The organism is Bradyrhizobium diazoefficiens (genome assembly GCF_016616235.1).
Taxonomy (GTDB): domain Bacteria; phylum Pseudomonadota; class Alphaproteobacteria; order Rhizobiales; family Xanthobacteraceae; genus Bradyrhizobium; species Bradyrhizobium diazoefficiens_H.
In genome coordinates, this window is sequence record NZ_CP067100.1 from 7,271,538 (window position 1) to 7,296,717 (window position 25,180).

Genomic DNA, 25,180 nt, shown 5'->3' on the forward strand with positions numbered 1-25,180 from the left:
CGGGCTGGACCGGGTACTGGCAAAATCTTCAAGCGCCGCCATCGGCGTCGATGACGGCCTTGGCAAAGGCCTGTGGTGCTTCCTGCGGCAGATTGTGGCCGATGCCGCCGGTGATCAGCCGAAACTCGTATCGGCCCGAGAACTTCTTGGCATAGGCGCTCGGCTCGGGGTGCGGCGCGCCGTTGGCGTCGCCCTCGAGCGTGATCGTCGGCACGTCGATGTTGGGGGTTGCGGCAATCTTCTTTTCGAGCTGCTCGTATTTCGCTTCGCCCTGGGCGAGCCCGAGCCGCCAGCGGTAATTGTGAATCGTGATCGCGACATGATCCTTATTGTCGAAGGCCGCCGCGCTCCGGTCGAAGGTGGCGTCGTCGAATTTCCACTGCGGCGAGGCGATCCTCCAGATCAGCCTGGCGAAATCGCGCGTGTATTTCTCGTATCCGGCACGGCCGCGCTCGGTCGCGAAGTAGAACTGGTACCACCATTGCAACTCGGCCTGCGGCGGCAACGGCGTGGCGCCGGCCGCCTCGCCGGAAATCAGATAGCCGCTGGCCGACACCAGCGCACGGCAACGCTCGGGCCACAATGCCGCGATAATACCGGCAGTTCGCGCGCCCCAGTCGAATCCGGCAACGACCGCCTTCTTGATGTTGAGCGCGTCCATCAGCGCAATGATGTCGACGGCCATCGCGATGGGCTCACCGTTGCGCGGCGTCTCGGCTGAGAGGAAATGCGTCGCGCCGTAGCCGCGCAAATACGGAATGATCACGCGATAGCCGGCCTGCGCCAGGACCGGCGCGACGTCGACAAAGGCGTGAATGTCGTAGGGCCAGCCGTGCAGCAGGATGGCCACGGGACCGTTCGACGGGCCGGCCTCCGCATAGCCGACTTTGAGGACGCCGGCGTCGATCTGCTTGATCGTGCCGAAGGACGCATTGGCTGCGGACGAGCGCGGCGCGTCCGATTCGGCGCGGGCGAGCTCGATCACGCCGAGGCCGACGGCGACGGTTCCTGCCGCGACGCCGAGAAAGTGGCGGCGGTGCTGATCGACGATCTGTTTCATCGTGTTGTTGCCTTTCGATGGTTGGTGATGGTGCGTCAAATCAGCGCGACCGTGACGTCGACGTTGCCGCGGACCGCCTTGGAATAGGGGCAGGTCTGGTGCGCATCATCGATGATGCCGCGGGCGATCTCGGGGTCGAGGCCCGGCAGGCTCACATTGAGGCGCGCCCTTAGCGAATAGCCGCCGCCGTCGAGCACGAGGTCGACCTCCGCATCGATTGCGCACTTCCGGGGAAGCTCGATGCTGCGCTTACGCGCCGCGATCTCCATCGCGCCTTCGAAACAGGCCGACCAGCCGGCCGCGAACAATTGCTCGGGATTGGTGCCGATGCCGGCGCCGCCCGGCGGCGACAGCTTGACGTCGAGGCGACCGTCGGAGCTGCGCGAGATGCCGTCGTGCCGCCCACCGCTGGTGTGGGTCCTGGCCGTGTAGAGCAGTTTTGCCGCTTGCGTCATGAAGGTTCTCCTTGCCGTCACGCCACCGACTATCAGCGGCAGCCGCGAGACGCCCGTTTGGACTTGTGAGAAGTTGTGAGGACGAGGCTTGCATGACTTACAAGGCCTGCATGTGCGGTCTGATGCCGATGCAGCGAAGGTCTTGTGCAGCGAAGGTCTTGTGCAGCGAAGGTCTTGCCGGATCGTCATCCTCTGGCTATCCGGTCGGTCCGAAAGGAACCAGTATCCACCATGACCGAGCCGCGCGGCGCCGCAACCGAAGCACGATCGTTCGGGCCATTCACCGTGACGCCGCATGAAAGGCTCGTGACGCGCGATGGCGTCGCGCTGCCGCTCGGCGCAAAAGCTTTCGACACGCTGATCGCGCTGATGTCGCGGCCGAACCAGGTCGTCAGCAAACGGGAACTGATGGCACTGGTGTGGCCCGGCATCACCGTCGAGGAGACCAATCTGCGCTTTCAAGTCGCAGCGCTTCGCAAGGCCCTTGGCGATGGCAAGGACGGTGCCCGTTACATCACCACCCTGTCCGGCCGCGGCTATTGCTTCGTGGCGCCGATCTCGCAGGCGGAGATCGCGCCGGCACGGCGCCCCGCACCGCAGGTGGAACTGCCGCCCGTCAAGCTGCCGAATCGGCTGCAGCGGATGGTCGGGCGCGACGATGCGATCGCCGCGGTCTCGGACAAGCTCGTCGCCTCGCGCTTCGTCACGATCGTCGGCCCGGGCGGCGTCGGCAAGACCGCAGTCGCGGTGGCGATCGCCCACGACCTGCTCGAAACATTCTCCGACGCCGCTCACTTCGTCGATCTTGCCGCGCTCAGCGATCCCGATCTCGTGATCACCTCGATCCTGCTGATGCTAGGCTTGCCGGCCGAGGCCGATGATCCCTTGCCTGCGCTGCTCGCGCATCTGCGCGACAAGCGGATGCTGCTGATCCTCGACAATTGCGAGCACGTCGTCGCGGCCGCGGCACCGGTGGCGGCTGACATCTTTCACGCCGCACCGCATGTCCATATCCTGGCGACGAGCCGCGAAGCCCTGCGTGTCGAGGGCGAGCAGGTCTACCGGCTGGCGCCGCTCGCCGTTCCGCCCGACGACTCCAGACTGACGGCCGCTGCAGCGCGGACCTATCCTGCGCTTCAGCTCTTCCTCGAACGCGCCGCGGCCGGCGGAGCGCAGATCGCACTTGACGATGCCAATGCCGCGATCATCGCGAGGATCTGCCGCAAGCTCGACGGCATGGCGCTCGCAATCGAACTGGCCGCCGGCCGCATCGAGGCCTACGGCCTGGAGCAGACGGCCACGCTGCTCGACGAGCGCCTCAATCTGCTCTGGCAGGGCCAGCGCACCGCGCCGCAGCGACAGAGGACGTTGCAGGCGACGCTGGACTGGAGCTACGGGCTGCTGTCGGACAACGAGCGCGTCGTGCTGCGCAGGCTCGCGGTCTTCGCCGGACATTTCACCATCAGCGCCGCGCTCGAGATCGTGCCGGACGAGCATGTCGACCGCGCCCGGCTGTTCGATGCCGTCGACAGCCTCGTCGCCAAGTCGATGGTCGCGCCGCGGCCGGTCGGCGCCATGATGCGTTACCGTCTGCTCGACACGACGCGCGCCTATCTGCTCGAGGTCGAGCCGGATGACACGGCGCTCGCGGCCCGCCATGCGACTTACTACCGGCGATGGTTGGAACAAGCCGGCGCGACATGGGCGACGGTGCCGAGCGCCGACGAGCGGGCGATCCATTTCTCCGCGCTTCACAACGTGCGCGCGGCGCTCGACTGGTGTTTTGGTACGCGCGGCGATGCCAACATCGGCATTGCGCTCGCCGCAGCGGCAGCGCCCATTTTCCTCGCGATGTCGCTGCTGACCGAATGCCGGCGCTGGTCTGAACGGGCGCTGCTTGCGATCAATCCGTCCTCGCGCGGCAGCGCCGAGGAGATGCACATCCAGGCCGCCCTCGGCCTGACTTTGATGTTCACGCGCGGCGGCAGCGAGGCAGCACGTACGGCCCTGAGCCGCAGCCTTGCGATCGCCCAGGCGCGAGGCGATGCGCCGAACCAGCTCCAGCTGCTCGGCCGGATGCACATTTTCCACGAGCGGATGGGCCAGTTCGACGCCGCGCTCGGCTACGCACAGCAGAGTCTTGTGGTTGCCGAAACGCTCGGCGATGCCGCCTCGATCGCCCTCGCAAATTCGCTGCTGGGTGTCTCCCTGCATCTGGCCGGCGAGCATCGCGATGCCCTGCGCATGCTGGAGGCCGCTTGGCATGGACCGGGCACGGAACGGATCAGTACCGTCTACGGCTTCGATCATCGCAACCGCGCCGGCATCACTCTCGCGCGCGAGCTCTGGCTGCAAGGCCGGCCCGCGGATGCGCGGGAGCTGGCGCGACAGACGATTACCGAGGCCGCGCAGATGGACCATCCGATCACGCTTTGCATCGCGCTGATCTGGGCGGTGTCGCTCGATCTCTGGAGCGGAGACCTCGAGGCGGCGGAAGCGAACATCGAGCGCTTCATTGCACATGCCCAATCGCGCTCGATGGGTCCCTATCTGGCGGTGGGCCGCGGCGTCAAAGGCGAGCTGGCGATCCGGCGCGGAAACGCCGCCGATGGCGTCGAGACGATCCGGGCTTGCCTGCGCGAGCTCCACGAGGCCGGCTACGAGCTGCTCACCACGACATTCAACATCGCGCTGGTCCAAGGCCTGATGGCGCTCAGCCAGACCGAGCAGAGCGCCTGCCTGATCGATGATGCGATCCGCCTCGTCGAGCAAGGCGGCGATCATCTCTACAGGCCCGAGCTGCTGCGCATGAAAGGCAGGGTTCTGCTGTCGCTGCCGGAGCCCGATGCCGAGCAAGCAGAGGCCTGCTTCGCGCAATCACTGGAATTGAGCCGCCGCAACGGCGCCAAAGCCTGGGAGCTTCGCGCCGCGATCGACCTCGCCGGGTTCATTGCCGAACGTGGCCGGCGTGACGAAGCAAAGCGGTTGCTTCAATCGACGCTCGAAGGTTTTACGGACGGCTCTGAGACGGCGGATACCAGAACCGCGAACAGTGTGCTGCAGACATTATAGACGCCGCCCCTCAAGCTCCGTCATTCTGAGGTGCTCGCGAAGCGAGCCTCGAAGGATGAACGGCCAAGATGCCAGCCGGGCCGTTCATCCTTCGAGGCCTCCGCTACGCTTCGGCGCCTCAGGAAGACGGAGTGAGAATCACCCCGTCGGGGTGCCCTGCTTCCACTGGCCGCCGGCAATCTTCGCCGCGGCGATCACGGCCTGCGTCCGGCTCTCGACGCCGAGCTTTTGCAGGATCGCGGAGACATGCGCCTTGATGGTGGCCTCGGAGACGCCGAGCTCATAGGCGATCTGCTTGTTGAGCAGCCCCTCCGACAGCATCATCAGCACCCGGACCTGCTGCGGCGTCAGCGTCACCAGACGGTCGCGCAGGCGCGTCATGTCGGGGTCGGCGGCGGCCGACAGATCGGTGTCGGCGGGAACCCAGACGTCGCCCTCCATCACCTTGAGGATGGCGTCGCGCAGCGTCTCGACACCGAAACGCTTCGGGATGAAGCCGGAGGCGCCGAAATCGAGCGAGCGGCGGATCGTGGCGCTGTCGTCGGAGGCCGAGACGATCACCACCGGAATCGCCGGATATTGCGCGCGCAGATAGATCAGGCCGGAAAAGCCGGAGATCCCGGGCATCGAGAGGTCGAGCAGTATCAGGTCGACGTCGGAGGTCTGTTCCAGAAGCCTGGTCAGATCCTCGAACGACCCGGCCTCGTCGATCCTGGCCGAAGTCAGGACGCCCGCCACCGCCTGCCGCAGCGCGTCGCGGAACAGGGGGTGGTCATCGGCAATGACGAGATGGGTCGAGGCAGCGTTCATCATTCTCTTGCTGGCAGTCGTACCGGCCAGTAGGCCGGCCCGGGGGCCTTGGTCAATTCTTTCCCGACCCGCCGTGGCATGCAAGTGGACAATATCCCTTTGCGGGAATGGGGTTAACCCAGCATCGCACGATGGTGCGAGGATCGACGGTGACGGCGTCAGTTGCGCGTCAGTGCGCAAGGCCGAAAGTCGTATTGGGGCGGGTTTCACGCCGATGTTACCTTGCCGGCAAGACCTGGGTTGATCCGGCATGTCCGGACATCCGGGGCGCGAGGAAACGCATTTCGGGGAGCGACTCAACATGTCGACAATGGCTGTGTCTCAGACAGGCGCGGGAGGGATGACCAAGGACGAACGTTTCGTCATTCTCGCCTCCTCGCTCGGTACCGTCTTCGAATGGTACGACTTCTATCTCTACGGTTCGCTGGCCAGCATCATCGGCGCGCAGTTCTTCTCGGCCTATCCTCCGGCCACACGCGATATCTTCGCCCTGCTGGCGTTCGCCGCGGGCTTCCTGGTGCGGCCGTTCGGCGCCATCGTGTTCGGCCGCGTCGGCGATATCGTCGGCCGCAAATATACCTTCCTCGTCACCATCCTGATCATGGGCCTGTCGACCTTCATCGTCGGCCTGCTGCCCAGCGCGGCGACGATCGGCATCGCGGCCCCGATCATCCTGATCGCGCTGCGCCTCGCCCAGGGCCTGGCGCTCGGCGGTGAGTACGGCGGCGCGGCGACCTATGTCGCGGAGCATGCCCCGAACGGCAAGCGTGGCTACTACACCTCGTTCATCCAGACCACGGCGACGCTCGGCCTGTTCCTGTCGCTGCTGGTGATCCTGTTCACCCGCACCGCGACTGGCGAAGCCGATTTCGCGGCCTGGGGCTGGCGCATTCCGTTCCTGGTCTCGGTGCTGCTGCTCGGCATCTCGGTCTGGATCCGGCTCCGCCTCAACGAGTCCCCGATCTTCCAGAAGATGAAGGACGAGGGGAAGAGCTCGAAGGCGCCGCTGACGGAAGCCTTCGGCAACTGGCAGAACGGCAAGCTCGTGCTGCTCGCGCTGCTCGGCGGCGTGATGGGCCAGGGCGTGGTCTGGTACACCGGCCAGTTCTACGCTCTGTTCTTCCTGCAATCGATCCTGAAGGTCGACGGCTATACCGCGAACCTGCTGATCGCCTGGTCGCTGCTGCTCGGCACCGGCTTCTTCATCGTGTTCGGCATGCTCTCCGACAGGATCGGCCGCAAGCCGATCATCCTCGGCGGCTGTCTGATCGCGGCGCTGACCTTCTTCCCGATCTTCAAGATGATCACCACCAACGCCAACCCGGCGCTGGAAAAGGCGATCGAGTCGGTCAAGGTCGACGTGGTGGCGGATCCCGCAGGTTGCGGCGACCTGTTCAACCCGGTCGGTACCCGCGTGTTCACCGCGCCTTGCGACACCGCGCGCGCCTACCTGTCGCAGTCGTCGGTCAAGTACTCGACCACACCGGGTCCGGCCGGCTCCGGCGTGAAGGTGGTGGTCAACGGCAAGGAAGTCGCCTACCCCAACGCCAAGGACGGCAACCCGGCGATCCTCGCCGCGGTGCAGGCCGCCGGTTATCCGAAGGCCGGCGACGCGGGCATCGTGAAGATGGTCCATCCGTTCGACATCTTCCGTCCGCAGGTGGCGGCGGTTATCGGACTGCTGTTCGTCCTGGTGATCTTCGTCACCATGGTGTACGGCCCGATCGCCGCAATGCTGGTCGAACTGTTCCCAACCCGGATCCGCTACACCTCGATGTCGCTGCCCTACCACATCGGCAACGGCTGGTTCGGCGGCCTGCTGCCGGCCACCGCCTTCGCGATCGTGGCCTCGACCGGCGATATCTATGCGGGTCTGTGGTATCCGGTCATCTTCGCGGCAATCACCGTCGTGATCGGCTTCTTCTTCCTGCCCGAGACCAAGGACGTCGACATCAAGGCGACCTGATCGCGTCACGACGCACCTGACCAACCGGCTGCGGAGCGATCCGCGGCCGGTCTGCATTTGGGGATAGCTTTTTGTTTTGACGCGTTTTCTTCACGCGAACCGGTATCCGCTTCGCTCGAAAACGCTCTACTGATTGCCGCCGATGAATTGCAGCACCACCTCGCGCCGGTGCGGGCGGGCACGATGCTCGATCAGATAGATCGCCTGCCAGGTGCCGAGCGCAAGCGCCCCGTTCAGCACCGGCACGTGCAGCGAGGTCTGCGTCAGCATGGTCTTGACGTGCCCGGGCATGTCGTCCGGTCCTTCCGTGTCGTGCGTCCAGGGCGCATCCTCGGGCGCGAGCCGCGACAGCGCCGTGGTGAGATCGACCAGCACCGACGGATCGGCGTTCTCCTGGATCGTCAGCGAAGCCGAGGTGTGACGGATGAACAGTGTCAGCGCGCCATCGCGCGCGTGAGCCTCGTTGACAAATTTCGCGGCTTCGCTGGTGAGATCGGTGAAGCCGCGGCCCGGCGTCTGCACGGTCAGCCGTGACGATGCGATCGTGGTGACTTGCACCGACGATGGCGCTGAGCGGGTCACGGATTTGGTCGATGTCATGAAAAGTCCCTCGATTCGAAAGCTGCCGCAGGGTGGGCAAAGCGCAGCGTGCCCACCAATCCGCGCAACGATATCAAGGTGGTGGGCACAGCGCTTCGCGCCTTTGCCCACCCTTGCATCTCGTATGCGTCAGATCTTCCCCGACACATCCTTCTGCACGCGGTTGGCCATGTCGATCAGCCGGCGCCAGGCCTTTTCCAGGAACGACATCACGCGGTCGACATCCTGGTCGCTCGGCAGCGGGATCTCGATCGTGCGGTCGCCCTCGGCGGCCTTTGGTTCTCGGGCTTGCGGCTCGGCCTTCTTGAGCGGGTCGGATTTCGGCAGCGCCTCGTCGATCTTCCCCGACACGGTCGGCCCGGCCGCGAACTGCGCTTTCAGTTTTTCGACTTCGGCCTGGAGCCTGCCGATCTCGGCATCGAACGCGGCGCGCTCGTCCGGCACTGCGTAGCAGGCCCAGCCGGTGGCGTTCTTCGAACAGGTCGACATTGTGCCGGTGCGAGTGTCGAGCCGCAGCACGCCCTCGGGGATGGCCGTCATGGAGTAGCGGCCGTTTTCGCTGTCGGGCGCGGATCGCGCGGCCACGAGGCCGCCGCTGATGGCCATCACAGCGGCCATCGCCGCAAGCCATGGTGTTGTGAATGACGTCGCTGGTCTCATCGCGCTCTCCGCCACGGCGCTGCTGCGGCTTCGCTAGTTCTACACCCCGCCCAGGCAATCCGCCGTCAAAAACGCGCACGCTGAATTCAACGAATGCGACGCTCACTTTGATCCCGGCAGCAGGGCGAAATGGCGGCCGTATCGGCAGATCGTGCGGAGAGCTGCTGCGGTGCGGCGTCACGCTGTGTGCAGCGCTGCCAATCGTGTCAATATCGTCAAATAAATCAGATACATAACAGAAAGCGACGCAATCGTGACTTGGCTTGACTTGATTATGGGCCATCAGTATGGTCCGCGCGGCTTTTGAGGGTGGCGGGCGTAATTTCCATTCAGCCGCGGCGTTTCGGGTCTTCGTTGCATGACACAGGGCACGGGACACGGCGGGAATGGAGATCGCGATAGATCGCCCGAGGAAGCTGCGCTTTCCGAACGGCTCGGAAGTCTCGATCAGCGGTTGTCCGAACTTCGCGGCCGCCACATCAAGACCGAGCAACCCGCAGGTGACGGAGAAGACAGAGCGGCCAGAGCCTCGGCGATGGCGCTTGGTTTCCGGTTATCGTCGGAGTTGGTCGCCGGGGTTGTTGTCGGAGCGGGGATTGGCTGGGGGTTCGACCGCTTGCTGTCGACGTCGCCTTTCGGACTTATCGTGTTCCTGCTGCTCGGCTTCGTCGCCGGCGTGGTGAATGTGGTGAGAACGGCGGGCGCGGGTCAAAACAGGCGCGGTGGTTCTTGAGCCGATCCGACCAGAGGAATTGATCGCGCCGGCTTCGCCGGTGCGGGCCGGCCCGGCCGGCAGACCGAGACCCGCCGGCATGGCCCGGCAGACCAAGAGATGCCGCGCTGATGAAAATCGATCCGATCCACCAGTTCAACATCGAGCCTCTCTTCACGATCGGCCATATCGGCAATCACACGATCGCCTTCACCAATTCGTCGCTCTACATGCTGGTGGCGGTCGCCATCATCTCGATCCTGATGCTTGCCAGCGGTACGCAGCTGGTTCCCGGGCGTCTGCAGTCCGTCGCTGAAATCTCCTACGAGTTCGTCGCCTCGACCATCCGTTCGACGGCCGGCGCGGAAGGCATGAAGTTCTTCCCGCTGATCTTCTCGCTGTTCATGTTCCTCTGCGTCTCGAACCTGGTCGGCGTCATCCCCTACACCTTCACGATCTCGAGCCACCTGATCGTGACGGCCGCGCTTGCGCTGCTGGTCTTCTTCACCGTCCTGATCTACGGCGTCGCGAAGAACGGCCTGAAATTCTTCTCCATCTTCGTGCCCCACGGCGTCCCCGGCTACATCCTGCCGCTGGTGATGTTCATCGAGGTCCTGTCGTTCTTCCTGCGGCCGGTCTCCCACAGCGTCCGTCTGTTCGCCAACATGCTGGCCGGCCACATCGCGCTGAAGGTGTTCGCGGGCTTCGTCGCCATGCTCGGCTTCTCGCTCGGCGCCCTCGGCTGGGTCGGCGGCGTGCTGCCGCTGGCGCTGACGATCGCGCTGTACGCGCTCGAGATTCTGGTCGCGTTCCTGCAAGCCTATGTGTTTGCGATCCTGACCTGCATCTACCTCAACGACGCCATTCATCCGGGACACTGAGCGGTCCGGGGAATTTCCACCCACAACCCAATCTTTCTTCCAAGGAGTCTAAAATGGATCCGGCAGCAGCAAAACTTATCGGCGCGGGCATCGCATGCATCGGCATGGGCGGCGCGGGCGTCGGCGTCGGCGTGATCTTCGGCAACTATCTCGCCGCGGCCGTTCGCAACCCGTCGGCCGCTCAGGGCCAGTTCGGCAACCTGATCTTCGGCTTCGCCGTGACCGAAGCGCTCGGCATCTTCTCGCTGCTGATCGCGCTGCTGCTGCTGTTCGTTCCGCTCTGAGGACGACGATTTTCGCGCCGTTCCAATTCCTTGGGGCGGCGCGTGTGACAGCAACAGGAGAACTCCATGGCTGAGAGTCATGGCGGCGCAAAAGGTCCGGCGGCGGGCGCTCACACCGAGGCTGACGGTGGTCACCACGGTGGCGGGTTTCCGCCGTTCGAGAGCAGCACCTTCGCTTCACAGCTGGTGTCGCTCGCGATCTTCTTCGTCCTGCTTTACGTGATCGTGTCCAAGCTCGCTCTGCCGAAGGTCGGCGGCGCGATCGAAGCGCGTCAGAACAAGATCGAGGGTGACCTCACCGAGGCGCAGAAGCTGAAGGATCAGTCCGAGGCGGCGCTGAAGGCCTATGAAGGCGAGCTCGCTTCGGCGCGTTCGCGGGCGCAGGCGATCGGCAACGAATCCCGCGACAAGGCGAATGCGCAGGCGGAAGCCGAGCGCAAGGCGCTGGAAGAGCAACTGGCGGTCAAGCTCGCCGAGGCGGAAAAGACCATCGCCTCGACCCGCGCGACCGCCATGAGCAACGTCCGCGGCATCGCGGCCGATGCGGCAGGCCAGATCGTGCAGCAGCTCACCGGCGTCGTTCCCGATGCTGCGTCAGTCAATGCCGCGGTCGATGCGTCCTTGAAGGGTTAGTCGATATGTTCTTCGATCCTGAAACCTGGGTCGCCGTCGCCTTCGTGATCCTGATGATCGTGTTCGGCTATCTCGGGATCTTCAACAAGGCGATGGCTGCACTCGACCATCGCGCCGCCCGCATCAAGGCCGAGCTCGACGACGCGACGCGCCTCAGGGAAGAAGCGGCCAAGGTGCTCGCCGGCTACAAGGCGCGCAGTGCCACCGCCGAGCGCGAAGCTGCCGACATCATCGCCAACGCCAAGTCCGAGGCCGAGCGCATCGGGGCCGAAGCCAAGGCGAAGATGGAAGACTTCGTCGCCCGCCGTACCAAGACCGCGGAGAGCAAGATCGCGCTCGCTGAAGCCCAGGCGCTGGCCGATGTCCGCGCCGCAGCCGCGGAGGCCGCCGTGCAGGCCGCCTCGACGATCCTGTCGCAGTCGGTCAAGGGCCATGTCGCCGACGACCTGCTCGCCAAAGGCATCAACGAGGTTCGGCAGAAGCTGAACTGAGGGATTTGCCTTCACCCATCAAAAAGCCGGCGCGATGAGCGCCGGCTTTTTTGTTGGGCCAAGTCGATCGTAGACGGGCCGACCGTTTGGCTGTCTAATCAAGCAATATGGCCCATGATCTTTTGAGATCGCATGAAAACTGTCCAATGCAGCACGCACGGTCGGCAGCCCATGACGTTGGTGTGCCAGCACGTCGTCCATGGGCTGGCGAGGCGCGAACGCGTTGGCTTCTTCTGGGCGTCCGATTCAGACAATCCAAGATCCGACGCATGGTGCAGTGAGTGCAACAACCGGGTTGCCGTTACGGGCGGTGAGTGGATCGGAGATGCACTGGAGCATCTCGATCCGAAGGTACTTTGCGGAGCTTGCTACGACCTCGCAAAGCTCTTCCACATGGGTGGAAATCCCTGGTCGTAGCGGACCCGAGGGAGCTGCCGCTGCCAGAGATACACCCTACTTCTTCTTCCCCCGCCCCTTCGGCTCGGGCGCGAGCGCCTGCGGGTCGAAGCCGACATAGAAGATGTAGGAATCGGCCACTGCGGCCGAGGGCATCGGATAGGACAGGTCCTCGGCGACGAAGGTGAACGGCACGCTGCCGCCCTCCGACATCTCGACCGTGGTCCGGTAGGCCTTCGAGGCGATCACCTTCTCGCCGACGCCGCCCTGCACCACGGCGATGCGCAGCGGCACCTCGACCGTAGCAGGCGCTCCGGCAGGGCCGGCGATGACGCGGCCCTGGATGCCGATCCGGGCCGTGATCTCGCCGCCGTTCCGGACGCATTCCCGCGCCATCTTGCTGATCGAGGCCTGGAAGCGGACGTCGTTGCCGACGGCCGGCTTGCCTGTCGCCCCGACCCCGTAAGTGGAGGCGCCGGCGCGCACCGTGACCTGCGGGCAATCGACGTCGTCATCGGCCGCTGGCTGGCCCGGCGCGGGCGCCGGCTTGGGCTGGGCCGGCTCGTCGGACTTGCCGCCGAACAGGCTCTTGAAGCGGTCGGTGAGCGACTGGGCCGCCACCGGCGAGACGGAGGCGAGCGCAACCGACAACGCCAGCGCGATCCCCATCCCCCGCCGCAACGCATTCCGCGATGACCGAAGCTCCTGCACCATCGACGCCCATACTCCATGACAATTGTCCGGCCGATCGCCGGCCGGGCATGCGGTTTATATCGTCAAAATCGGCGAACCCAAGGCAGTAAACAAGGCACCAAAAAAGGCAGTACCAAAGAGACTTTGGTCACAGGAATGAGGGCTCAGCCGCGGAAATCCTCATGCAGCAGACCGAACAGCAGGTGGTCCTGCCAGATCCCGTTGATGCAGAGATAGCGGCGTGCCAGCCCTTCGCGGGAGAAGCCGCACTTCTCCAGCACCCGGATCGACGGCGCATTGGTGGGGATGCAGGCGGCCTCGACCCGATGCAGGTTGAGCTCGCCGAACAGCGTCGGCAGCAGCAGCCGCAGCGCGGCCGTCATGTAGCCGCGATGAGCGTGGGGCTTGCCGACCCAGTAGCCGATGGTGCCGGCCTGGACGATGCCGCGCCGGACATTGGCGAGCGTGATGCCGCCGAGCATGGCGCCGTCGAGCTCGCGGAAGATCAGAAAGGGATAGGAGCGGTCCGCGGCGATATCCTCGGAATAGCGCCGCAGGCGGCGGCGGAAGCCCGACCGTGTGAGGTCGTCCGACGGCCAGATCGGCTCCCAGGGCGTCAGGTAGTCGCGGCTGCTCTCGCGCAAATGCGCCCATTGCAGGAAGTCCGACATCTGCGGAGCGCGCAGCAACAGCCCGTTGCCGCGCGGCGCGAGGGCGGCAGGTCCACTGGATGGCAGGCGAAACAGAGCCATGGTGATGCTTCCCGGGGGGGGGGACGACTTGGCGCGGCTCCTAATGCAGCCGCGCCTTGGCGCGCGCCCGGGTCAATCCTTCCGCAAAAGACACCGCCGTGTCCAGACCCCTGCCACTGCCCAATGCGACAACCGCAGGGCGGCTCCGCGAAAGCAGCGCACGCGCGGCATCCCGGGTCGATTCGACGCTGACGGCGTCGATCCGGGCCACCAGTTCCTGCACCGTCTGCGGCCGGCCATAGGCCAGCACGTGCCGGGCGAGCTGCTCGGCACGTGACGAGCAGCTTTCCAGCGCCATCAGCAGGCCCGCCTTCATCTGCGCCTTGGCGCGCGCGATCTCGGCCTCGGTCAGGGTCTCGACTGAATCATTCATGATGTCGACCACGACCTCCATCATCTCCGGCGCATCGGCGGGATCGGTGCCAGTGTAAAGGCCGAAGAAGCCGGTGTCGGTATAGGGCGCGTGGAAGGTGTAGATCGAATAGCAGAGGCCGCGCTTCTCACGCACCTCCTGGAACAGCCGCGACGACATTCCGCCGCCGAGGATGTTGGTGAAGACCTGCAGCGAGAACAGCGACAGATCGGTCTGCGGCACGCCTTCCAGCGCCAGCGTCAGATGCGCCTGCTCGAGCTCGCGGTGCACCACCTTGGCCCCGCCCTTGCCGAACACGGCCGTCTGCGGCTTCGGACCCGGCGTCGCCTCGAAGCTCGCGAAGCGCTGCTCGGCCTCGGCGACCACTTGCGCGTGGTCAACCGCGCCGGCCGCCGCCACCACCATGTCGGGGCCGCGGTAGTGCGTCGAAAGATAGCCGCGCAGCATGTCGCGGTTGAAGCTGCGCAGCGTCTTCGCGGTGCCGAGCAGCGAGCGGCCCATCGGCTGGTCGGGATAGCAGAGCTCGTTGAGGTGCTCGAACACGACGTCGTCGGGCGTATCCTGCGCTGCGCCGATCTCCTGCACGATGACGTTCTTCTCTCGCTCCAGCTCGTCAGGCTCGAAAGCGGGATTGGCAAGGATGTCGGCGAGCACGTCGAGCGCGAGCGGCACGTCGGCCTTCAGCACCCGCGCGTAATAGGATGTGGTCTCGGTCGAGGTGCCGGCATTGAGGTCGCCGCCGACCGCCTCGATCTCCTCCACGATCTCGCGCGAGGAGCGCTTCGTCGTGCCCTTGAATGCCATGTGTTCCAGCAGATGCGAGATGCCGTGCTCGTTCGGCTTCTCGTCGCGGCCGCCGACGCCGGCCCAGACGCCGAGTGCCGCAGTTTCAAGATGGGGCATCTCATCGGTGACGACGGTCAGGCCGGACGCAAGCTTGGAAATCTCGACGCTCATCCGGCAACTCCTTGTTTTGCGGCGCGGCTGACCGACAGCACGAACCGCTCGACCTCGCTCTGGTCGTTCTTCATCACCTTCATGTGTTCGGATTTGGTCATGAGGCCATCGAGCCAGACCGGCAGTTGCGGCCGCTGGCCGCAGGCCGCCTCGACCGCGTCGGGGAATTTGGCCGGATGGGCCGTGGAGAGCACGATGCTGGGCACCGTGGTGTCGGTGGTGTCGCGGTCAGCAACGGCAAGCGCCACCGCGGTGTGCGGATCGACCAGCTCGCCCGCCTCGCGCCAGGCGGCGCGGATCGCAGCCGCGGTCTCGGTCTCGTCGGCGCGGCCGGCGTCGAACTCGTTGCGGATCGCGGCCAGCATCGCATCGGGCAGCACGAAGCGCCCCGACTGCTTCAGCGAATCCATCAGGCGGCGGACGCCGGCCGCATCGCGCCGGCCGGCCTCGAACAGCAGCCGCTCGAAATTCGAGGAGATCTGGATATCCATCGACGGCGAGGCGGTCGCGTGCACCTCGCGCACTTCGTAGATCCCGGTCTTCAGCGTACGCGCCAGGATGTCGTTGACGTTGGCGGCAATGCAGAGGGTGCGCACGGGCAGGCCCATGCGCTTGGCGACATAGCCGGCAAAAATGTCGCCGAAATTGCCGGTCGGCACGATGAAGTCCACCGCGCGCGCCGGCGCCCCGACGGCAACGGCCGAGGTGAAGTAGTAGACCACCTGGGCGACGATGCGCGCCCAGTTGATGGAATTGACGCCGGACAGAGACGTGGCATCGCGGAAGCGGTGATGGTTGAACATCCCCTTCACGAGCGCCTGGCAGTCGTCGAAAGTGCCCTCGATGGCGAGCGCATGGACGTTGGCACCGCCCGTCGTCGTCATCATCCGCTGCTGCACTTCGGAGATGCGGCCGTGCGGAAACAGCACGATGAGGTCGACGTTCTCGAGCCCCGCGAAAGCTTCGACCGCGGCGCCGCCGGTGTCGCCTGATGTCGCGACCACGATGGTGGTGCGCTGGCCGCGCTTGGCGAGCACGTGGTCCATCAGCCGTGAGATCAGCTGCATCGCGACGTCCTTGAAGGCGAGCGTCGGACCGTGAAACAGCTCCAGCACGAACTGATGCGGCGCCATCTGGCGCAGCGGCACCACAGCCGGATGGCGGAAGGTGGCGTAGGCCTCATTCGCCATGCGGCCGAGCTCGGCGTCGGAAATCTCGCCGCCGGCGAAGGGGCGGATCACGTCGACCGCGACCTCCCAATAGGGGCGGCCGAAGAAGCCGGCGATGGCTTCAGTCGAAAGCTGCGGCCAGATAGCCGGCACATACAGGCCGCCGTCGCGGGCAAGCCCGGTCAGCATCACATCGCAGAAGCCGAGTTCGGGGGCCTCGCCCCGGGTCGAGATATAACGAGTCAAACTGCCCTCCAAAGGCCAGCCGAGCTTGGGCTCGATCTGCAAGCCTTTGATTTCATGGAAATACTGTTTACAGCCAGAGGCGTCGGGCCACCATAAAGTGTTTTGCCGCATCGGGAAACCGCTTCCCTCCGAGGCTGCTGCAACGAAAAGGGCTGCGGCGATGCCGCAGCCCTCTCTTGGAAGGTCTGTCGTTGATATGTGCAGACCAGTTTGCCTCACGCGGGTCGCAGGCCCGCCAAAACTGACGATTCAAGCTTTCGGCGCCCGTCACGAAATCGTCAAGGGAGAAAATGCCGTGTGCGGGAAGATGTTCCTATTTTTCCCGGCGTATCTCGACGCTTGCTGACGAAAGCAGGAGCGGCCTCGTCAACACCATTGCCACTTTATCCCGAAATTTCCGGCGAATCCGGAACGAATGCCGACCCTGCCCATTGTGTCCGCGGATAGTGTCGGCGGTGTCCATGCATTGCCCGGCTGGCGCCGATACCGATCCGCCCCCGCCGAACCGGCTGCAAATTGGAGCAGCCGGTTCGGTGCTCTCAGGCAGGCCGTCAGTACCTCAGGCCGCCAGTGCCTTGGCCATCGTGCCGGGACGTCAATACGAGCGTCAGCCCATCCCGATTTCCACCGCGATCCGGATCAGGTCGGAATGGTTTTTGGCACCCAGCTTCTGCTTGAGCAGTGACGTGGTGTTGGCGACGGTCTTGTAGGAGATGCCGAGTGCCTCAGCGACCTCGACGATCTTGTCGCCGCGCCCGAGCAGACGGAGAATCTCGAGCTCCCGCGGCGTCATCTGCGAGGCCGGATTGGCCTTGATCGCGGCGCCGGAGAACGTCACGGCCTCGGCGAGCTGGGGCGAGATGTAGTTGTCGCCTGCGACCACCTTGCGCACCGCTTTCAGCAGGATCCTGGGATCGTCGCCTTTGGACACATAGCCCTGCGCACCGAGCTCGACCGCCCGCACCACGAAGGCCGGATCGTCGTTCATGCTGAACATGATGATCTTGGCGTCGGGATCGTCCTTGCGGATCCGCCGCATCAGCTCGAAGCCGGACACGTCGGGCAGGCTGATGTCGATGACCGTGACGTCAGGCCGCTTGCTGACATAGGCGCGATGCCCGGATTTGGCGTCGGTTGCCTCGTCGATGCGGATCGAATGGTCGGACGCGAACAGCGTCCGGCAACCGGACAGCACCACGGGATGGTCGTCGACGATCAGAACTTTGGTCGACGGCTTGGCGGTATCTTGCATCGCGCGCTCTCTTATTTCTCCAACTCATAGACCGGCGGGAATAAATGGAAAGAGCAAATCACGCCAATGCGCGTTAGAATCGACCTAATGTGGCAACGGCTCTCGTTCAGGACACAATTGTTTCTTCCGCTCGGCTTGAGCTTTCTTGCCGCGCTGGCCATGGGCGGCGTGCTGCTTCAGACCTTTGCGACCGGCCAGCTGGCCGACGAGAGCGAGCCGGGTCGCCGCTCGACCCGGACTGTCGCCGTCGCGCTCAACGACGCCCTCGGCGCCTCGGATAATCCGCGGAAGATTCTCGACGCGTTCGTCCATTCGCTGGATCCCTCCTCTGATATCCAATTCCGCCCCTTGCAAGCGGGTCCCGCGCCCTCCGTGAAGGACGGTCTGCGCGATCTGCATGGCGTGCCGCAATGGTTCGTCGACCTCATCGTCATTCCGGACATGGACGCGGCCTCACCTGTCATCATCGACGGCAGACGTGTCGGCGATATCGTCTTCATGCCCGACCTTTCGGCCGACCTGTTCGAGAAATGGATCGGCTTTCTGGCGCTGACGAGTCTGGTCGCCGTGCTGATGGTGCTGACCGGGACGATCGCCTATCTCTTCGCGGGCTCGGCCTTGCGTCCCCTGCAAGATCTCGGCGCCGGCCTCACGCGGATACGACGCGGCGATTACGCGACGCCGATTCCGGTGGCGGGGCCGCCGGAAATCCGCCAAAGCTGCGAGGAGGCCAATGCGCTGGCAACAACGCTCGCGCAGCTGAGCCAGGACAATCGCGACCTGCTGCATCGCCTGGTGTCGCTCCAGGAGGACGAGCGGCGCGACCTCGCCCGCGAGTTGCATGACGAGCTCGGCCCGCTGCTGTTCGGCATCCGCGCCGGCACAATCGCGTTGGTCGAAGCCGCACCATCTGCGGGAGATCTCGGCAGATTGGCGCAGGAGGTGATGCGGTCAGTCGAGGCGCTGCAGCAGACCAATCGCCGTATCCTCGAGCGGCTGCGGCCGCTCTACATCGAGCAACTGGGGCTCGCGACCAGCGTCCAGACGCTGCTCCAGAACTTTCGCAGGCAAGCGCCGCATATCAGCGTGACGGCCACGCTCGATCCTGACCTCAACGCCATCGACGGACCGCTGGCCCAGACCGTCTATCGCCTGATCCAGGAGGGGCTGACCAACGTGCTGCGCCACGCCGCAGCCAGCCATGCCCATGTCGAGGCGACCATTGCCGGCGAGATGCTCGCGATCGAGATCTCCGACGACGGCGGCGGCTTTCCCGAAGGAAACGTGTTCGGCCGCGGCCTGACCGGAATGCATGAGCGCGTGCGTGCGCTCAGCGGTTCGCTCTCACTGCTGCGCGCCGACGAGCGAACCTATGTGCGCTGTCGTCTGCCGGTGGAAGCGGCGCGAGACGAGCCGCCGCGCAGCTAAAGCGCAATGAGATTTGGATGAATCGTCATCGCGCTTTAGGTTGTCGTTTGGGCATGATCTTTTCGGAAAACCGCTGGGCACTTTTCCGGATCATGCCTTAGCACGCGCAGCCGTCGTGGGAGTTCTGCCGCGATGGCGTGCACAGCGTGCTGTAAATCTTGCCTTCCGCACTGAAGCGAAACGAGGCGTGAACGCGCAGCGAACCCGCGACGGAATATTCAAGATCGATGCCGTGCGGCACGGGATTGATTTCTTCGAGACCGAATCCAACCGACGAGAACGTGCTGAGCCGCGGTCGCCAATAGGCTTCGAGCTCGCTTCGGCCACGATAGTGCTGCGTGCCGTTGCAGGTGCATTCAAGCTGAGCGTCGTCGGCGTAGAGGTCGAGCAGGCTCGCAAGGTCACCCTTGCGGCAGGCGTCGACCCAGTCGACGACAATTCCCATCTGATCAATGTCGTTCACGCCAACATCCTGTTTGCCGCGAAAACCTGTGTGCGGCTTAGGACCACACTCGTGAATATGTGCTGAATAATAAACCCCGGACTATCCCGGTTCCTTCCGGGAACATACGCATGGCTCACGTCTGCCGCCGGCCTCTGATCCAGACGCCGAACGCAATCAGCACCGCGCCCGCGAGCGCAAACCAGGTGATGGCGTATTGCAGATGATCGTCCTTCAGATGCACGTCGAGCGGGCCCGGACGCGGAATGCCATTCTCGGGCGCCGGCTGCTCGAGATCGATGTAGAACGGCGCAACGGTACCCCAATGAAGCGCGTTTGCGATCGCCAGATGATCGCGCACGAACCAGAGCCGCTTGTCCCGGTTATCCGCCGGCGTCAGCCAGCCCGGAGCCTCGGGAAAGCGAAGATAGCCCGTGAGCACGATCGGCGTGCCGGTGACGAGCTTCTTCACCGCGCGATCCTCGACGCTGCGATCCTGCATCGTGTTCTCGACGAAGCCCGCATCGATCACGACCATCTCGCCGCTCGGCAGCCGCGCCGGCAGGAAGGCCCAGGTGCCGGGACCGGATGCATCCTTGCGCACGGCGGAGCCGGCGGAATAGACCATGGCATCGGGCAGGGCAGCGTAGGTCGCAGTGAAGCTGACGCGGCGGAATTCATCGTGCGCGGGATTGAGCGAACTCCATTGCGTCGGCGGCGGCAGCGCCACCGGTGTTGCGGCCAGGCGTTCGGTGAGCGCTGCGACCAGTTCGTGCTTGGCGCTGCGACGCTGCACTTGCCAGAGGCCGAGCGCGACAAAGACGGCAGTGAGAAAGAACGTGAACAGCGCGAAGCCGGCCACGCGGGGCTTGCGCGCGGTGTCGTTCATTTCGTGCGGTCGATCAGCCGGCCCGGCGCCGCCTTGTGATGGTACTGCAGCGCGATCAGCAGCGACTTCATCGAGCGCAGCGGCAATAGCGTGGTGGCGAGGATCAGCGGCAGCCAGAGCACCGCATGCAGCCAGAACGGCGGCTGATACTTGACCTCGACGATGAGCGCGCAGCCGACCACGATCGCGCCGGCCAGCATGATGATGAAGATCGCCGGACCGTCGCCGGAATCGATGAATGCATAGTCGAGGCCGCAGCGATCGCAGGACGGCGCGAGCGTCAGGAAACCCGCAAAGAGCTTGCCCTGGCCGCAGCGCGGGCATTTGCACGCCAGCCCCCGCAGCGCGGTTTGCAGGACGGTGGTCTCGGGCTCCGATGGGCCGGCAGTGTCGTTCATGCGGCGGACTCTATCACAATCTCCGCCGATGCTCGCGGCGGCCGAAAAGCGAAAGGGCGGCCCTGCGGCCGCCCTTTCTGGTCGATCCGTCAGGACTTAGTGCGCGCCATGGGCCATAGTCTCGGCGCCGTGTCCCCACACATAGATGCAGAGGAACAGGAACAGCCAGACCACGTCGACGAAATGCCAGTACCACGCGGCGAACTCGAAGCCGAGATGCTGCTTCGGCGTGAAGTGGCCGGCATAGGCGCGCGCCAGGCACACGATCAGGAAGATGGTGCCGACCAGGACGTGAAAGCCGTGGAAGCCCGTCGCCATGAAGAAGGTGGCACCATAGACGTTGCCGGCGAACGAGAACGCCGCATGGCTGTACTCATAGGCCTGCACGCAGGTGAAGAGCGCGCCGAGCAAGACGGTGAGAATCAGGCCGTATTTCAGGCCCTGGCGATCGTTCTCGAGCAGCGCGTGGTGCGCCCAGGTCACCGTGGTGCCCGACGTGAGCAGGATCAGCGTGTTGAGCAGCGGCAGATGCCAGGGGTCGAAGGTCTCGATGCCGTGGGGCGGCCAGGTGCCGGGGACCGAGCAGGCGCCAGCCTGGGTGCCGAGACCGCAGCCGAACACCGCGTCGCGGGTGGCGTGGACGGCGTCGGCCGGGAACAGCGCCGCGTTGAAATAGGCCCAGAACCAAGCGACGAAGAACATCACCTCGGAGGCGATGAACAGGATCATGCCGTAGCGGTGATGGAGCTGCACGACGCGGGTGTGATCGCCCTTGTACTGGGCTTCCTTGATCACGTCGCCCCACCAGCTCGCCATGGTGTAGAGCACGCCGACGGTGCCGACGCCGAACACGATCGGCGCGGCCGAGAACATATGGTGCATCCAGGCGATCGCACCGACCGCCATGATGAAGGCCGAGACGGAGCCGACGGCCGGCCAGGGAGAGGGATCGACCAGGTGGTAGTCGTGATGCTTGCCTTGCGCGGTAGCCATTTGCGGTCTCTCTCCTCAATCCCGTGCCTGTGCGGCACTTATCCCCTTGTGTCCAATCCCCGCGGCGCGAGCCCGGTGATCAGAGCTTTCCCTTGCGTTTATCGTCCTCGCCGGATGCGAGCGGCTTCACCACCGGATCCTTCACGGCATAGAACGTGTAGGACAGCGTGATCGTGCTCAGCCCGTCGTTCTCGTGATCGTCGGCAATCGACGGATCGACATAGAACACCACCGGCATCTCGCGCTTCTCGCCGGGCGCCATGGTCTGCTCGGTAAAGCAGAAGCAGTTGATCTTCTGGAAGTAGGACCCGACCGTCAGCGGCGCGACATTGTAGGCGGCCTGGCCCGAAGTGGTGCGCGCGGCCTGGTTGGTCACGGTGTAAAAAACCGTGACGACCTGGCCGATATTGACCTCGATCTCGTTCTGCTCCGGCTCGAACTTCCAGGGCAGACCCGGCGCGACGTTGGAATCGAAGCGCACCGAAATCTTTCGCGCGATCGGGCCGGCGGCCGGCGCGGAGGTCGCAACCTGGGTCGTGCCGTTGAAGCCGGTGGCGCGGCAGAACCAGTTGTAGAACGGCACCGCCGCATAGGAGGCGCCGACCATCAGCGCGACCACGCCGCCGCAGATCGAGGCGACCAGCACATCGCGACCCAGCCCGCGGCGCTTGGCCGGCCCACGATTGGCCCGCTTGGCGCTGACGTCCTGCGATATGGTCGGCTCGTGATCCATCTTTGCTACATCGGCCGGACTAGCACTGCCGGTCCCTTGACCATGGTAACCGCGAAGAACAGCACCACGAGCACGCCGAGCGCCAAGGCAATGGCAATCGAGCGCTGGCGACGGCTCTTCTTCTGCGCCTCGGTGAGGACGATTCCATCTGGCTCGGGTTTGTCAGCCATTCCCGCCTCATGCGCCCCCAACCATCGGAGCAAGCGCCCGGCACACGACCTCGGCCAGCAGGGTCGCGAACAGCGCGAACAGATATAGGATCGAGAAAGCAAACAGTTTACGCGTCGCGCGCAGCGACTGGCTGCGCTCGCGGCGTAGATAGACGTTGATCGCCAGCACCAGCATGCCGGCACCGAGGATCAGCGAGATGATGCCGTAGACGGCGTCGAAATACCCGAGCGCCCAGGGCGCGGCGGCGACCGCGATCAGCACGATGGTGTAGAGCAGGATCTGGAGCCGCGTCGCGTCGGGACCGGCGACGTTGGGCAGCATCGGGATGCCGGCGCGCGCGTAGTCGTCGGAGCGGAACAGCGCCAGCGCCCAGAAGTGCGGCGGGGTCCAGAAGAAGATGATAGCGAACAGCAGCAGCGGCTCGACGTCGACCGTGCCTGTCACCGCGGCCCAGGCCACCACCGGCGGCAGCGCGCCGGCGGCGCCGCCGATCACGATGTTCTGCGCGGTCCAGCGCTTCAGGCCGATCGTGTAGATCACGACGTAGAAGAAGATGGTGAAGGCGAGCAGCGCACCCGCGATCCAGTTGACGAGGATGCCGAGGGTCATCACCGAGAAGAAGGCGAGCGTCATGCCGAACGCCATCGCCTCGGGGCGGGTGATGCGGCCGCGCGGGATCGGCCGGTTCGCCGTGCGCGACATTTTCGCGTCGATGTCGCCTTCGAGCGCCATGTTGAGCGCGCCGGAGGCGCCGGCGCCGACCGCGATGCAGAGCAGCGAGGTGATCGCCAGCACCCAATGGAAATGCCCGGGCGCCATTGCCATGCCGACCAGCGCGGTGAAGATCACCAGCGACATCACGCGCGGCTTGAGCAGCGCGACGTAATCGCCAACCTCCGCTTCGGAGATGCGGGGATTGACGTCGATGGCGGTCTGGTCGAGCACGGACACTAATCTAACTCACTTCGTTATAGAGCGGCGGCGCCCGTGACGGGCGCCGCCGAAGAATCGCTTACTGCACGCGGGGCAGTACTTCGAACTGGTGGAAGGGCGGCGGCGAAGGCAGCGTCCACTCCAGCGTGGTCGCGCCGGCACCCCACGGATTGTCGCCCGCCGGCACCTTGCGGGCGAAAGCGTCGATCACGCAGTAGAGGAAGATCAGGACGCCGAAGCCGGAGATGTAGGAGCCGAGCGAGGAGACCAGGTTCCAGCCCGCGAAGGCATCCGGATAGTCGACATAACGGCGCGGCATGCCCGACAGGCCGAGGAAGTGCTGCGGGAAAAACACCAGGTTGACGCCGATAAAGGTGACCCAGAAGTGCGCCTTAGCCAGCGTCTCATTGTACATGTAGCCCGTCATCTTCGGGAACCAGTAGTACCAGCCGGCGAAGATCGCGAACACCGCCCCGAGCGACAGCACGTAGTGGAAGTGTGCGACGACGTAGTAGGTCTCCTGCAGCACGCGGTCGACGCCAGCGTTCGCGAGCACGACGCCGGTGACGCCGCCGACCGTGAACAGGAATATGAAGCCCACCGCCCAGATCATCGGCGCGCGGAACTCGATCGAGCCGCCCCACATCGTGGCGATCCAGGAGAAGATCTTCACGCCGGTCGGAACTGCGATCACCATCGTCGCCGCGACGAAATAGGCCTGCGTCGCCGAGGACATGCCGACCGTGTACATGTGGTGCGCCCACACCACGAAGCCGATGCCGCCGATCGCCACCATGGCATAGGCCATGCCGAGATAGCCGAACACGGGCTTGCGCGAGAAGGTGGAGACGATCTGGCTGACCATGCCGAAGCCGGGCAGGATCAGGATGTACACCTCGGGGTGACCGAAGAACCAGAACAGATGCTGGAACAGCACGGGATCGCCGCCGCCGTCGGGCGCGAAGAACGTCGTGCCGAAATTGCGGTCGGTGAGCAGCATGGTGATCGCACCGGCGAGCACCGGCAGCGACAGCAGCAGCAGGAACACCGTCACCAGGATCGACCACACGAACAGCGGCATCTTGTGCAGGGTCATGCCCGGCGCGCGCATGTTGAAGATCGTCGTGATGAAGTTGATGGCGCCGAGGATCGACGAGGCGCCGGCCAGATGCAGGGACAGGATCGCGAAGTCGACGGCGGGGCCCGGGTGACCCGAGGTCGACAACGGCGCGTACATGGTCCATCCGGCGCCGACGCCGTTGGCGCCCGGCTCGCCCTCGACGAAGGTCGACAGAAGGAGCAGCGCAAAAGAGGCCGGCAGCAGCCAGAACGAGACATTGTTCATGCGCGGGAACGCCATATCAGGCGCGCCGATCATCAGCGGCACGAACCAGTTGCCGAAGCCGCCGATCATCGCGGGCATCACCATGAAGAAGATCATGATCAGGCCGTGGGAGGTCACGAAGACGTTGTAGGTGTGCGTCTCATGGAAGATCTGCACGCCCGGATACATCAGCTCGGCACGGATCGCGATCGACATCGCGGCACCGATGATGCCGGCGATGACCGCGAAGATCAGGTACATCGTGCCGATGTCCTTGTGGTTGGTCGAATAGACGTAGCGCCGCCATCCGGTCGGATGGGCGTGTTCGTCATGTCCGTGGGCTTGCGCGTGATCGCCGTGTGCCGCTGCGCTCGTTGCCATTTTCAAATCCTGCCTTGCGTCCCGTT

At 64.8% G+C, this 25,180-nt stretch carries 26 protein-coding genes; 8 read left to right on the forward strand and 18 right to left on the reverse strand.

Annotated features, from left to right (window positions below; genetic code table 11):
- Nucleotides 1–28: 28 nt before the first annotated feature.
- A complete protein-coding gene (locus tag JJB99_RS34190) occupies nucleotides 29–1,060 on the reverse strand; it encodes an alpha/beta fold hydrolase (RefSeq protein ID WP_200496490.1) in 1,032 nt (343 codons plus the stop codon).
- Between the two features lie 35 nt (nucleotides 1,061–1,095).
- On the reverse strand, nucleotides 1,096–1,515 hold the full coding sequence (locus JJB99_RS34195; protein WP_200496491.1) for an organic hydroperoxide resistance protein: 420 nt from the start codon (nucleotides 1,513–1,515) through the stop codon (nucleotides 1,096–1,098).
- A gap of 231 nt (nucleotides 1,516–1,746) precedes the next feature.
- Here JJB99_RS34195 and JJB99_RS34200 point away from each other — a divergent pair, with 231 nt between their 5' ends.
- Nucleotides 1,747–4,587 (forward strand): ATP-binding protein, encoded by a 2,841-nt coding sequence (locus tag JJB99_RS34200; RefSeq protein ID WP_200496492.1) that lies wholly within the window; start codon nucleotides 1,747–1,749, stop codon nucleotides 4,585–4,587.
- Nucleotides 4,588–4,725: 138 nt separating this feature from the next.
- On the opposite strand, the gene JJB99_RS34205 is transcribed toward JJB99_RS34200, so the two are convergent.
- Nucleotides 4,726–5,397: a response regulator gene (locus JJB99_RS34205; protein ID WP_200500431.1), complete on the reverse strand. Its 672-nt coding sequence runs from the start codon at nucleotides 5,395–5,397 to the stop codon at nucleotides 4,726–4,728.
- A gap of 340 nt (nucleotides 5,398–5,737) precedes the next feature.
- Here JJB99_RS34205 and JJB99_RS34210 point away from each other — a divergent pair, with 340 nt between their 5' ends.
- Entirely contained in the window at nucleotides 5,738–7,363 is a 1,626-nt protein-coding gene (locus JJB99_RS34210) for an MFS transporter (RefSeq protein WP_200496493.1), read from the forward strand.
- Nucleotides 7,364–7,489: 126 nt separating this feature from the next.
- On the opposite strand, the gene JJB99_RS34215 is transcribed toward JJB99_RS34210, so the two are convergent.
- Nucleotides 7,490–7,963, reverse strand: a complete 474-nt coding sequence (locus JJB99_RS34215; protein WP_200496494.1) for a secondary thiamine-phosphate synthase enzyme YjbQ — start codon at nucleotides 7,961–7,963, stop codon at nucleotides 7,490–7,492.
- Between the two features lie 129 nt (nucleotides 7,964–8,092).
- Entirely contained in the window at nucleotides 8,093–8,623 is a 531-nt protein-coding gene (locus JJB99_RS34220; RefSeq protein ID WP_200496495.1) for a hypothetical protein, read from the reverse strand.
- A gap of 358 nt (nucleotides 8,624–8,981) precedes the next feature.
- Between JJB99_RS34220 and JJB99_RS34225 the strand changes: the two genes are divergently transcribed.
- The 5 genes from JJB99_RS34225 to JJB99_RS34245 all read left to right on the forward strand — a co-directional run bounded on the left by JJB99_RS34225 (nucleotide 8,982) and on the right by JJB99_RS34245 (nucleotide 11,624).
- The gene (locus JJB99_RS34225; RefSeq protein WP_200496496.1) at nucleotides 8,982–9,356 is read left to right on the forward strand and encodes an AtpZ/AtpI family protein; all 375 of its coding nucleotides are present in this window, start codon (nucleotides 8,982–8,984) and stop codon (nucleotides 9,354–9,356) included.
- A gap of 110 nt (nucleotides 9,357–9,466) precedes the next feature.
- Nucleotides 9,467–10,216, forward strand: coding sequence for a F0F1 ATP synthase subunit A (locus JJB99_RS34230; RefSeq protein WP_200496497.1), 750 nt, complete (start codon nucleotides 9,467–9,469; stop codon nucleotides 10,214–10,216).
- 53 nt (nucleotides 10,217–10,269) lie between these two features.
- The gene (locus JJB99_RS34235) at nucleotides 10,270–10,500 is read left to right on the forward strand and encodes a F0F1 ATP synthase subunit C (RefSeq protein WP_007599451.1); all 231 of its coding nucleotides are present in this window, start codon (nucleotides 10,270–10,272) and stop codon (nucleotides 10,498–10,500) included.
- Nucleotides 10,501–10,566: 66 nt separating this feature from the next.
- The gene (locus JJB99_RS34240) at nucleotides 10,567–11,133 is read left to right on the forward strand and encodes a F0F1 ATP synthase subunit B (protein ID WP_200496498.1); all 567 of its coding nucleotides are present in this window, start codon (nucleotides 10,567–10,569) and stop codon (nucleotides 11,131–11,133) included.
- A gap of 5 nt (nucleotides 11,134–11,138) precedes the next feature.
- Nucleotides 11,139–11,624: an ATP F0F1 synthase subunit B gene (locus JJB99_RS34245; RefSeq protein WP_200496499.1), complete on the forward strand. Its 486-nt coding sequence runs from the start codon at nucleotides 11,139–11,141 to the stop codon at nucleotides 11,622–11,624.
- A 453-nt stretch (nucleotides 11,625–12,077) separates the two neighbouring features.
- On the opposite strand, the gene JJB99_RS34250 is transcribed toward JJB99_RS34245, so the two are convergent.
- The 5 genes from JJB99_RS34250 to JJB99_RS34270 all read right to left on the reverse strand — a co-directional run bounded on the left by JJB99_RS34250 (nucleotide 12,078) and on the right by JJB99_RS34270 (nucleotide 17,462).
- Entirely contained in the window at nucleotides 12,078–12,734 is a 657-nt protein-coding gene (locus tag JJB99_RS34250; RefSeq protein WP_200496500.1) for a hypothetical protein, read from the reverse strand.
- A 143-nt stretch (nucleotides 12,735–12,877) separates the two neighbouring features.
- On the reverse strand, nucleotides 12,878–13,465 hold the full coding sequence (locus JJB99_RS34255; protein ID WP_200496501.1) for a GNAT family N-acetyltransferase: 588 nt from the start codon (nucleotides 13,463–13,465) through the stop codon (nucleotides 12,878–12,880).
- A gap of 40 nt (nucleotides 13,466–13,505) precedes the next feature.
- Nucleotides 13,506–14,795, reverse strand: coding sequence for a M16 family metallopeptidase (locus JJB99_RS34260; protein WP_200496502.1), 1,290 nt, complete (start codon nucleotides 14,793–14,795; stop codon nucleotides 13,506–13,508).
- Nucleotides 14,792–16,210, reverse strand: a complete 1,419-nt coding sequence (gene thrC / locus JJB99_RS34265) for a threonine synthase (RefSeq protein WP_200496503.1) — start codon at nucleotides 16,208–16,210, stop codon at nucleotides 14,792–14,794. The genes JJB99_RS34260 and thrC overlap by 4 nt, the downstream gene beginning before the upstream one ends.
- Nucleotides 16,211–16,817: 607 nt before the next feature.
- A complete protein-coding gene (locus JJB99_RS34270; protein WP_200496504.1) occupies nucleotides 16,818–17,462 on the reverse strand; it encodes a response regulator transcription factor in 645 nt (214 codons plus the stop codon).
- A gap of 87 nt (nucleotides 17,463–17,549) precedes the next feature.
- Between JJB99_RS34270 and JJB99_RS34275 the strand changes: the two genes are divergently transcribed.
- Nucleotides 17,550–18,890 carry a histidine kinase gene (locus JJB99_RS34275; RefSeq protein ID WP_200496505.1) on the forward strand — a complete coding sequence of 447 codons (1,341 nt, stop codon included), beginning with the start codon at nucleotides 17,550–17,552 and terminating at the stop codon, nucleotides 18,888–18,890.
- A 97-nt stretch (nucleotides 18,891–18,987) separates the two neighbouring features.
- Here JJB99_RS34275 and JJB99_RS34280 read toward each other — a convergent pair whose 3' ends face one another.
- The 8 genes from JJB99_RS34280 to ctaD form a co-directional block, all read right to left on the reverse strand.
- Nucleotides 18,988–19,353, reverse strand: coding sequence for a nuclear transport factor 2 family protein (locus JJB99_RS34280; RefSeq protein ID WP_200496506.1), 366 nt, complete (start codon nucleotides 19,351–19,353; stop codon nucleotides 18,988–18,990).
- A gap of 115 nt (nucleotides 19,354–19,468) precedes the next feature.
- Entirely contained in the window at nucleotides 19,469–20,221 is a 753-nt protein-coding gene (locus JJB99_RS34285; RefSeq protein ID WP_200496507.1) for an SURF1 family protein, read from the reverse strand.
- The gene (locus tag JJB99_RS34290; RefSeq protein ID WP_200496508.1) at nucleotides 20,218–20,619 is read right to left on the reverse strand and encodes a DUF983 domain-containing protein; all 402 of its coding nucleotides are present in this window, start codon (nucleotides 20,617–20,619) and stop codon (nucleotides 20,218–20,220) included. The genes JJB99_RS34285 and JJB99_RS34290 overlap by 4 nt, the downstream gene beginning before the upstream one ends.
- A 96-nt stretch (nucleotides 20,620–20,715) precedes the next feature.
- Nucleotides 20,716–21,612: a cytochrome c oxidase subunit 3 gene (locus JJB99_RS34295; RefSeq protein ID WP_200496509.1), complete on the reverse strand. Its 897-nt coding sequence runs from the start codon at nucleotides 21,610–21,612 to the stop codon at nucleotides 20,716–20,718.
- 79 nt (nucleotides 21,613–21,691) lie between these two features.
- Nucleotides 21,692–22,345, reverse strand: a complete 654-nt coding sequence (locus tag JJB99_RS34300) for a cytochrome c oxidase assembly protein (RefSeq protein WP_200496510.1) — start codon at nucleotides 22,343–22,345, stop codon at nucleotides 21,692–21,694.
- Nucleotides 22,346–22,350: 5 nt separating this feature from the next.
- The gene (locus tag JJB99_RS34305) at nucleotides 22,351–22,515 is read right to left on the reverse strand and encodes a hypothetical protein (protein WP_018644977.1); all 165 of its coding nucleotides are present in this window, start codon (nucleotides 22,513–22,515) and stop codon (nucleotides 22,351–22,353) included.
- Nucleotides 22,516–22,522: 7 nt separating this feature from the next.
- Nucleotides 22,523–23,467, reverse strand: a complete 945-nt coding sequence (locus tag JJB99_RS34310) for a heme o synthase (RefSeq protein ID WP_200496511.1) — start codon at nucleotides 23,465–23,467, stop codon at nucleotides 22,523–22,525.
- 61 nt (nucleotides 23,468–23,528) lie between these two features.
- Nucleotides 23,529–25,154, reverse strand: coding sequence for a cytochrome c oxidase subunit I (gene ctaD, locus JJB99_RS34315; RefSeq protein ID WP_200496512.1), 1,626 nt, complete (start codon nucleotides 25,152–25,154; stop codon nucleotides 23,529–23,531).
- Nucleotides 25,155–25,180: the final 26 nt, after the last annotated feature.

Excerpts from the sequence above, each read along its gene's own strand:
- JJB99_RS34305 (WP_018644977.1), bottom strand. The coding sequence starts at position 22,515 with ATGGCTGACAAACCCGAGCCAGATGGAATCGTCCTCACCGAGGCGCAG.
- JJB99_RS34240 (WP_200496498.1), top strand. The coding sequence starts at position 10,567 with ATGGCTGAGAGTCATGGCGGCGCAAAAGGTCCGGCGGCGGGCGCTCAC.
- JJB99_RS34255 (WP_200496501.1), bottom strand. The coding sequence starts at position 13,465 with ATGGCTCTGTTTCGCCTGCCATCCAGTGGACCTGCCGCCCTCGCGCCG.
- JJB99_RS34260 (WP_200496502.1), bottom strand. The coding sequence starts at position 14,795 with ATGAGCGTCGAGATTTCCAAGCTTGCGTCCGGCCTGACCGTCGTCACC.
- JJB99_RS34215 (WP_200496494.1), bottom strand. The coding sequence starts at position 7,963 with ATGACATCGACCAAATCCGTGACCCGCTCAGCGCCATCGTCGGTGCAA.
- JJB99_RS34195 (WP_200496491.1), bottom strand. The coding sequence starts at position 1,515 with ATGACGCAAGCGGCAAAACTGCTCTACACGGCCAGGACCCACACCAGC.
- JJB99_RS34210 (WP_200496493.1), top strand. The coding sequence starts at position 5,738 with ATGACCAAGGACGAACGTTTCGTCATTCTCGCCTCCTCGCTCGGTACC.
- JJB99_RS34275 (WP_200496505.1), top strand. The coding sequence starts at position 17,550 with ATGTGGCAACGGCTCTCGTTCAGGACACAATTGTTTCTTCCGCTCGGC.
- JJB99_RS34250 (WP_200496500.1), bottom strand. The coding sequence starts at position 12,734 with ATGGTGCAGGAGCTTCGGTCATCGCGGAATGCGTTGCGGCGGGGGATG.
- JJB99_RS34270 (WP_200496504.1), bottom strand. The coding sequence starts at position 17,462 with ATGCAAGATACCGCCAAGCCGTCGACCAAAGTTCTGATCGTCGACGAC.
- JJB99_RS34200 (WP_200496492.1), top strand. The coding sequence starts at position 1,747 with ATGACCGAGCCGCGCGGCGCCGCAACCGAAGCACGATCGTTCGGGCCA.
- JJB99_RS34190 (WP_200496490.1), bottom strand. The coding sequence starts at position 1,060 with ATGAAACAGATCGTCGATCAGCACCGCCGCCACTTTCTCGGCGTCGCG.
- JJB99_RS34285 (WP_200496507.1), bottom strand. The coding sequence starts at position 20,221 with ATGAACGACACCGCGCGCAAGCCCCGCGTGGCCGGCTTCGCGCTGTTC.
- JJB99_RS34300 (WP_200496510.1), bottom strand. The coding sequence starts at position 22,345 with ATGGATCACGAGCCGACCATATCGCAGGACGTCAGCGCCAAGCGGGCC.
- JJB99_RS34220 (WP_200496495.1), bottom strand. The coding sequence starts at position 8,623 with ATGAGACCAGCGACGTCATTCACAACACCATGGCTTGCGGCGATGGCC.
- JJB99_RS34230 (WP_200496497.1), top strand. The coding sequence starts at position 9,467 with ATGAAAATCGATCCGATCCACCAGTTCAACATCGAGCCTCTCTTCACG.
- ctaD (WP_200496512.1), bottom strand. The coding sequence starts at position 25,154 with ATGGCAACGAGCGCAGCGGCACACGGCGATCACGCGCAAGCCCACGGA.
- JJB99_RS34205 (WP_200500431.1), bottom strand. The coding sequence starts at position 5,397 with ATGAACGCTGCCTCGACCCATCTCGTCATTGCCGATGACCACCCCCTG.
- JJB99_RS34295 (WP_200496509.1), bottom strand. The coding sequence starts at position 21,612 with ATGGCTACCGCGCAAGGCAAGCATCACGACTACCACCTGGTCGATCCC.
- JJB99_RS34290 (WP_200496508.1), bottom strand. The coding sequence starts at position 20,619 with ATGAACGACACTGCCGGCCCATCGGAGCCCGAGACCACCGTCCTGCAA.
- JJB99_RS34225 (WP_200496496.1), top strand. The coding sequence starts at position 8,982 with ATGACACAGGGCACGGGACACGGCGGGAATGGAGATCGCGATAGATCG.
- JJB99_RS34235 (WP_007599451.1), top strand. The coding sequence starts at position 10,270 with ATGGATCCGGCAGCAGCAAAACTTATCGGCGCGGGCATCGCATGCATC.
- JJB99_RS34245 (WP_200496499.1), top strand. The coding sequence starts at position 11,139 with ATGTTCTTCGATCCTGAAACCTGGGTCGCCGTCGCCTTCGTGATCCTG.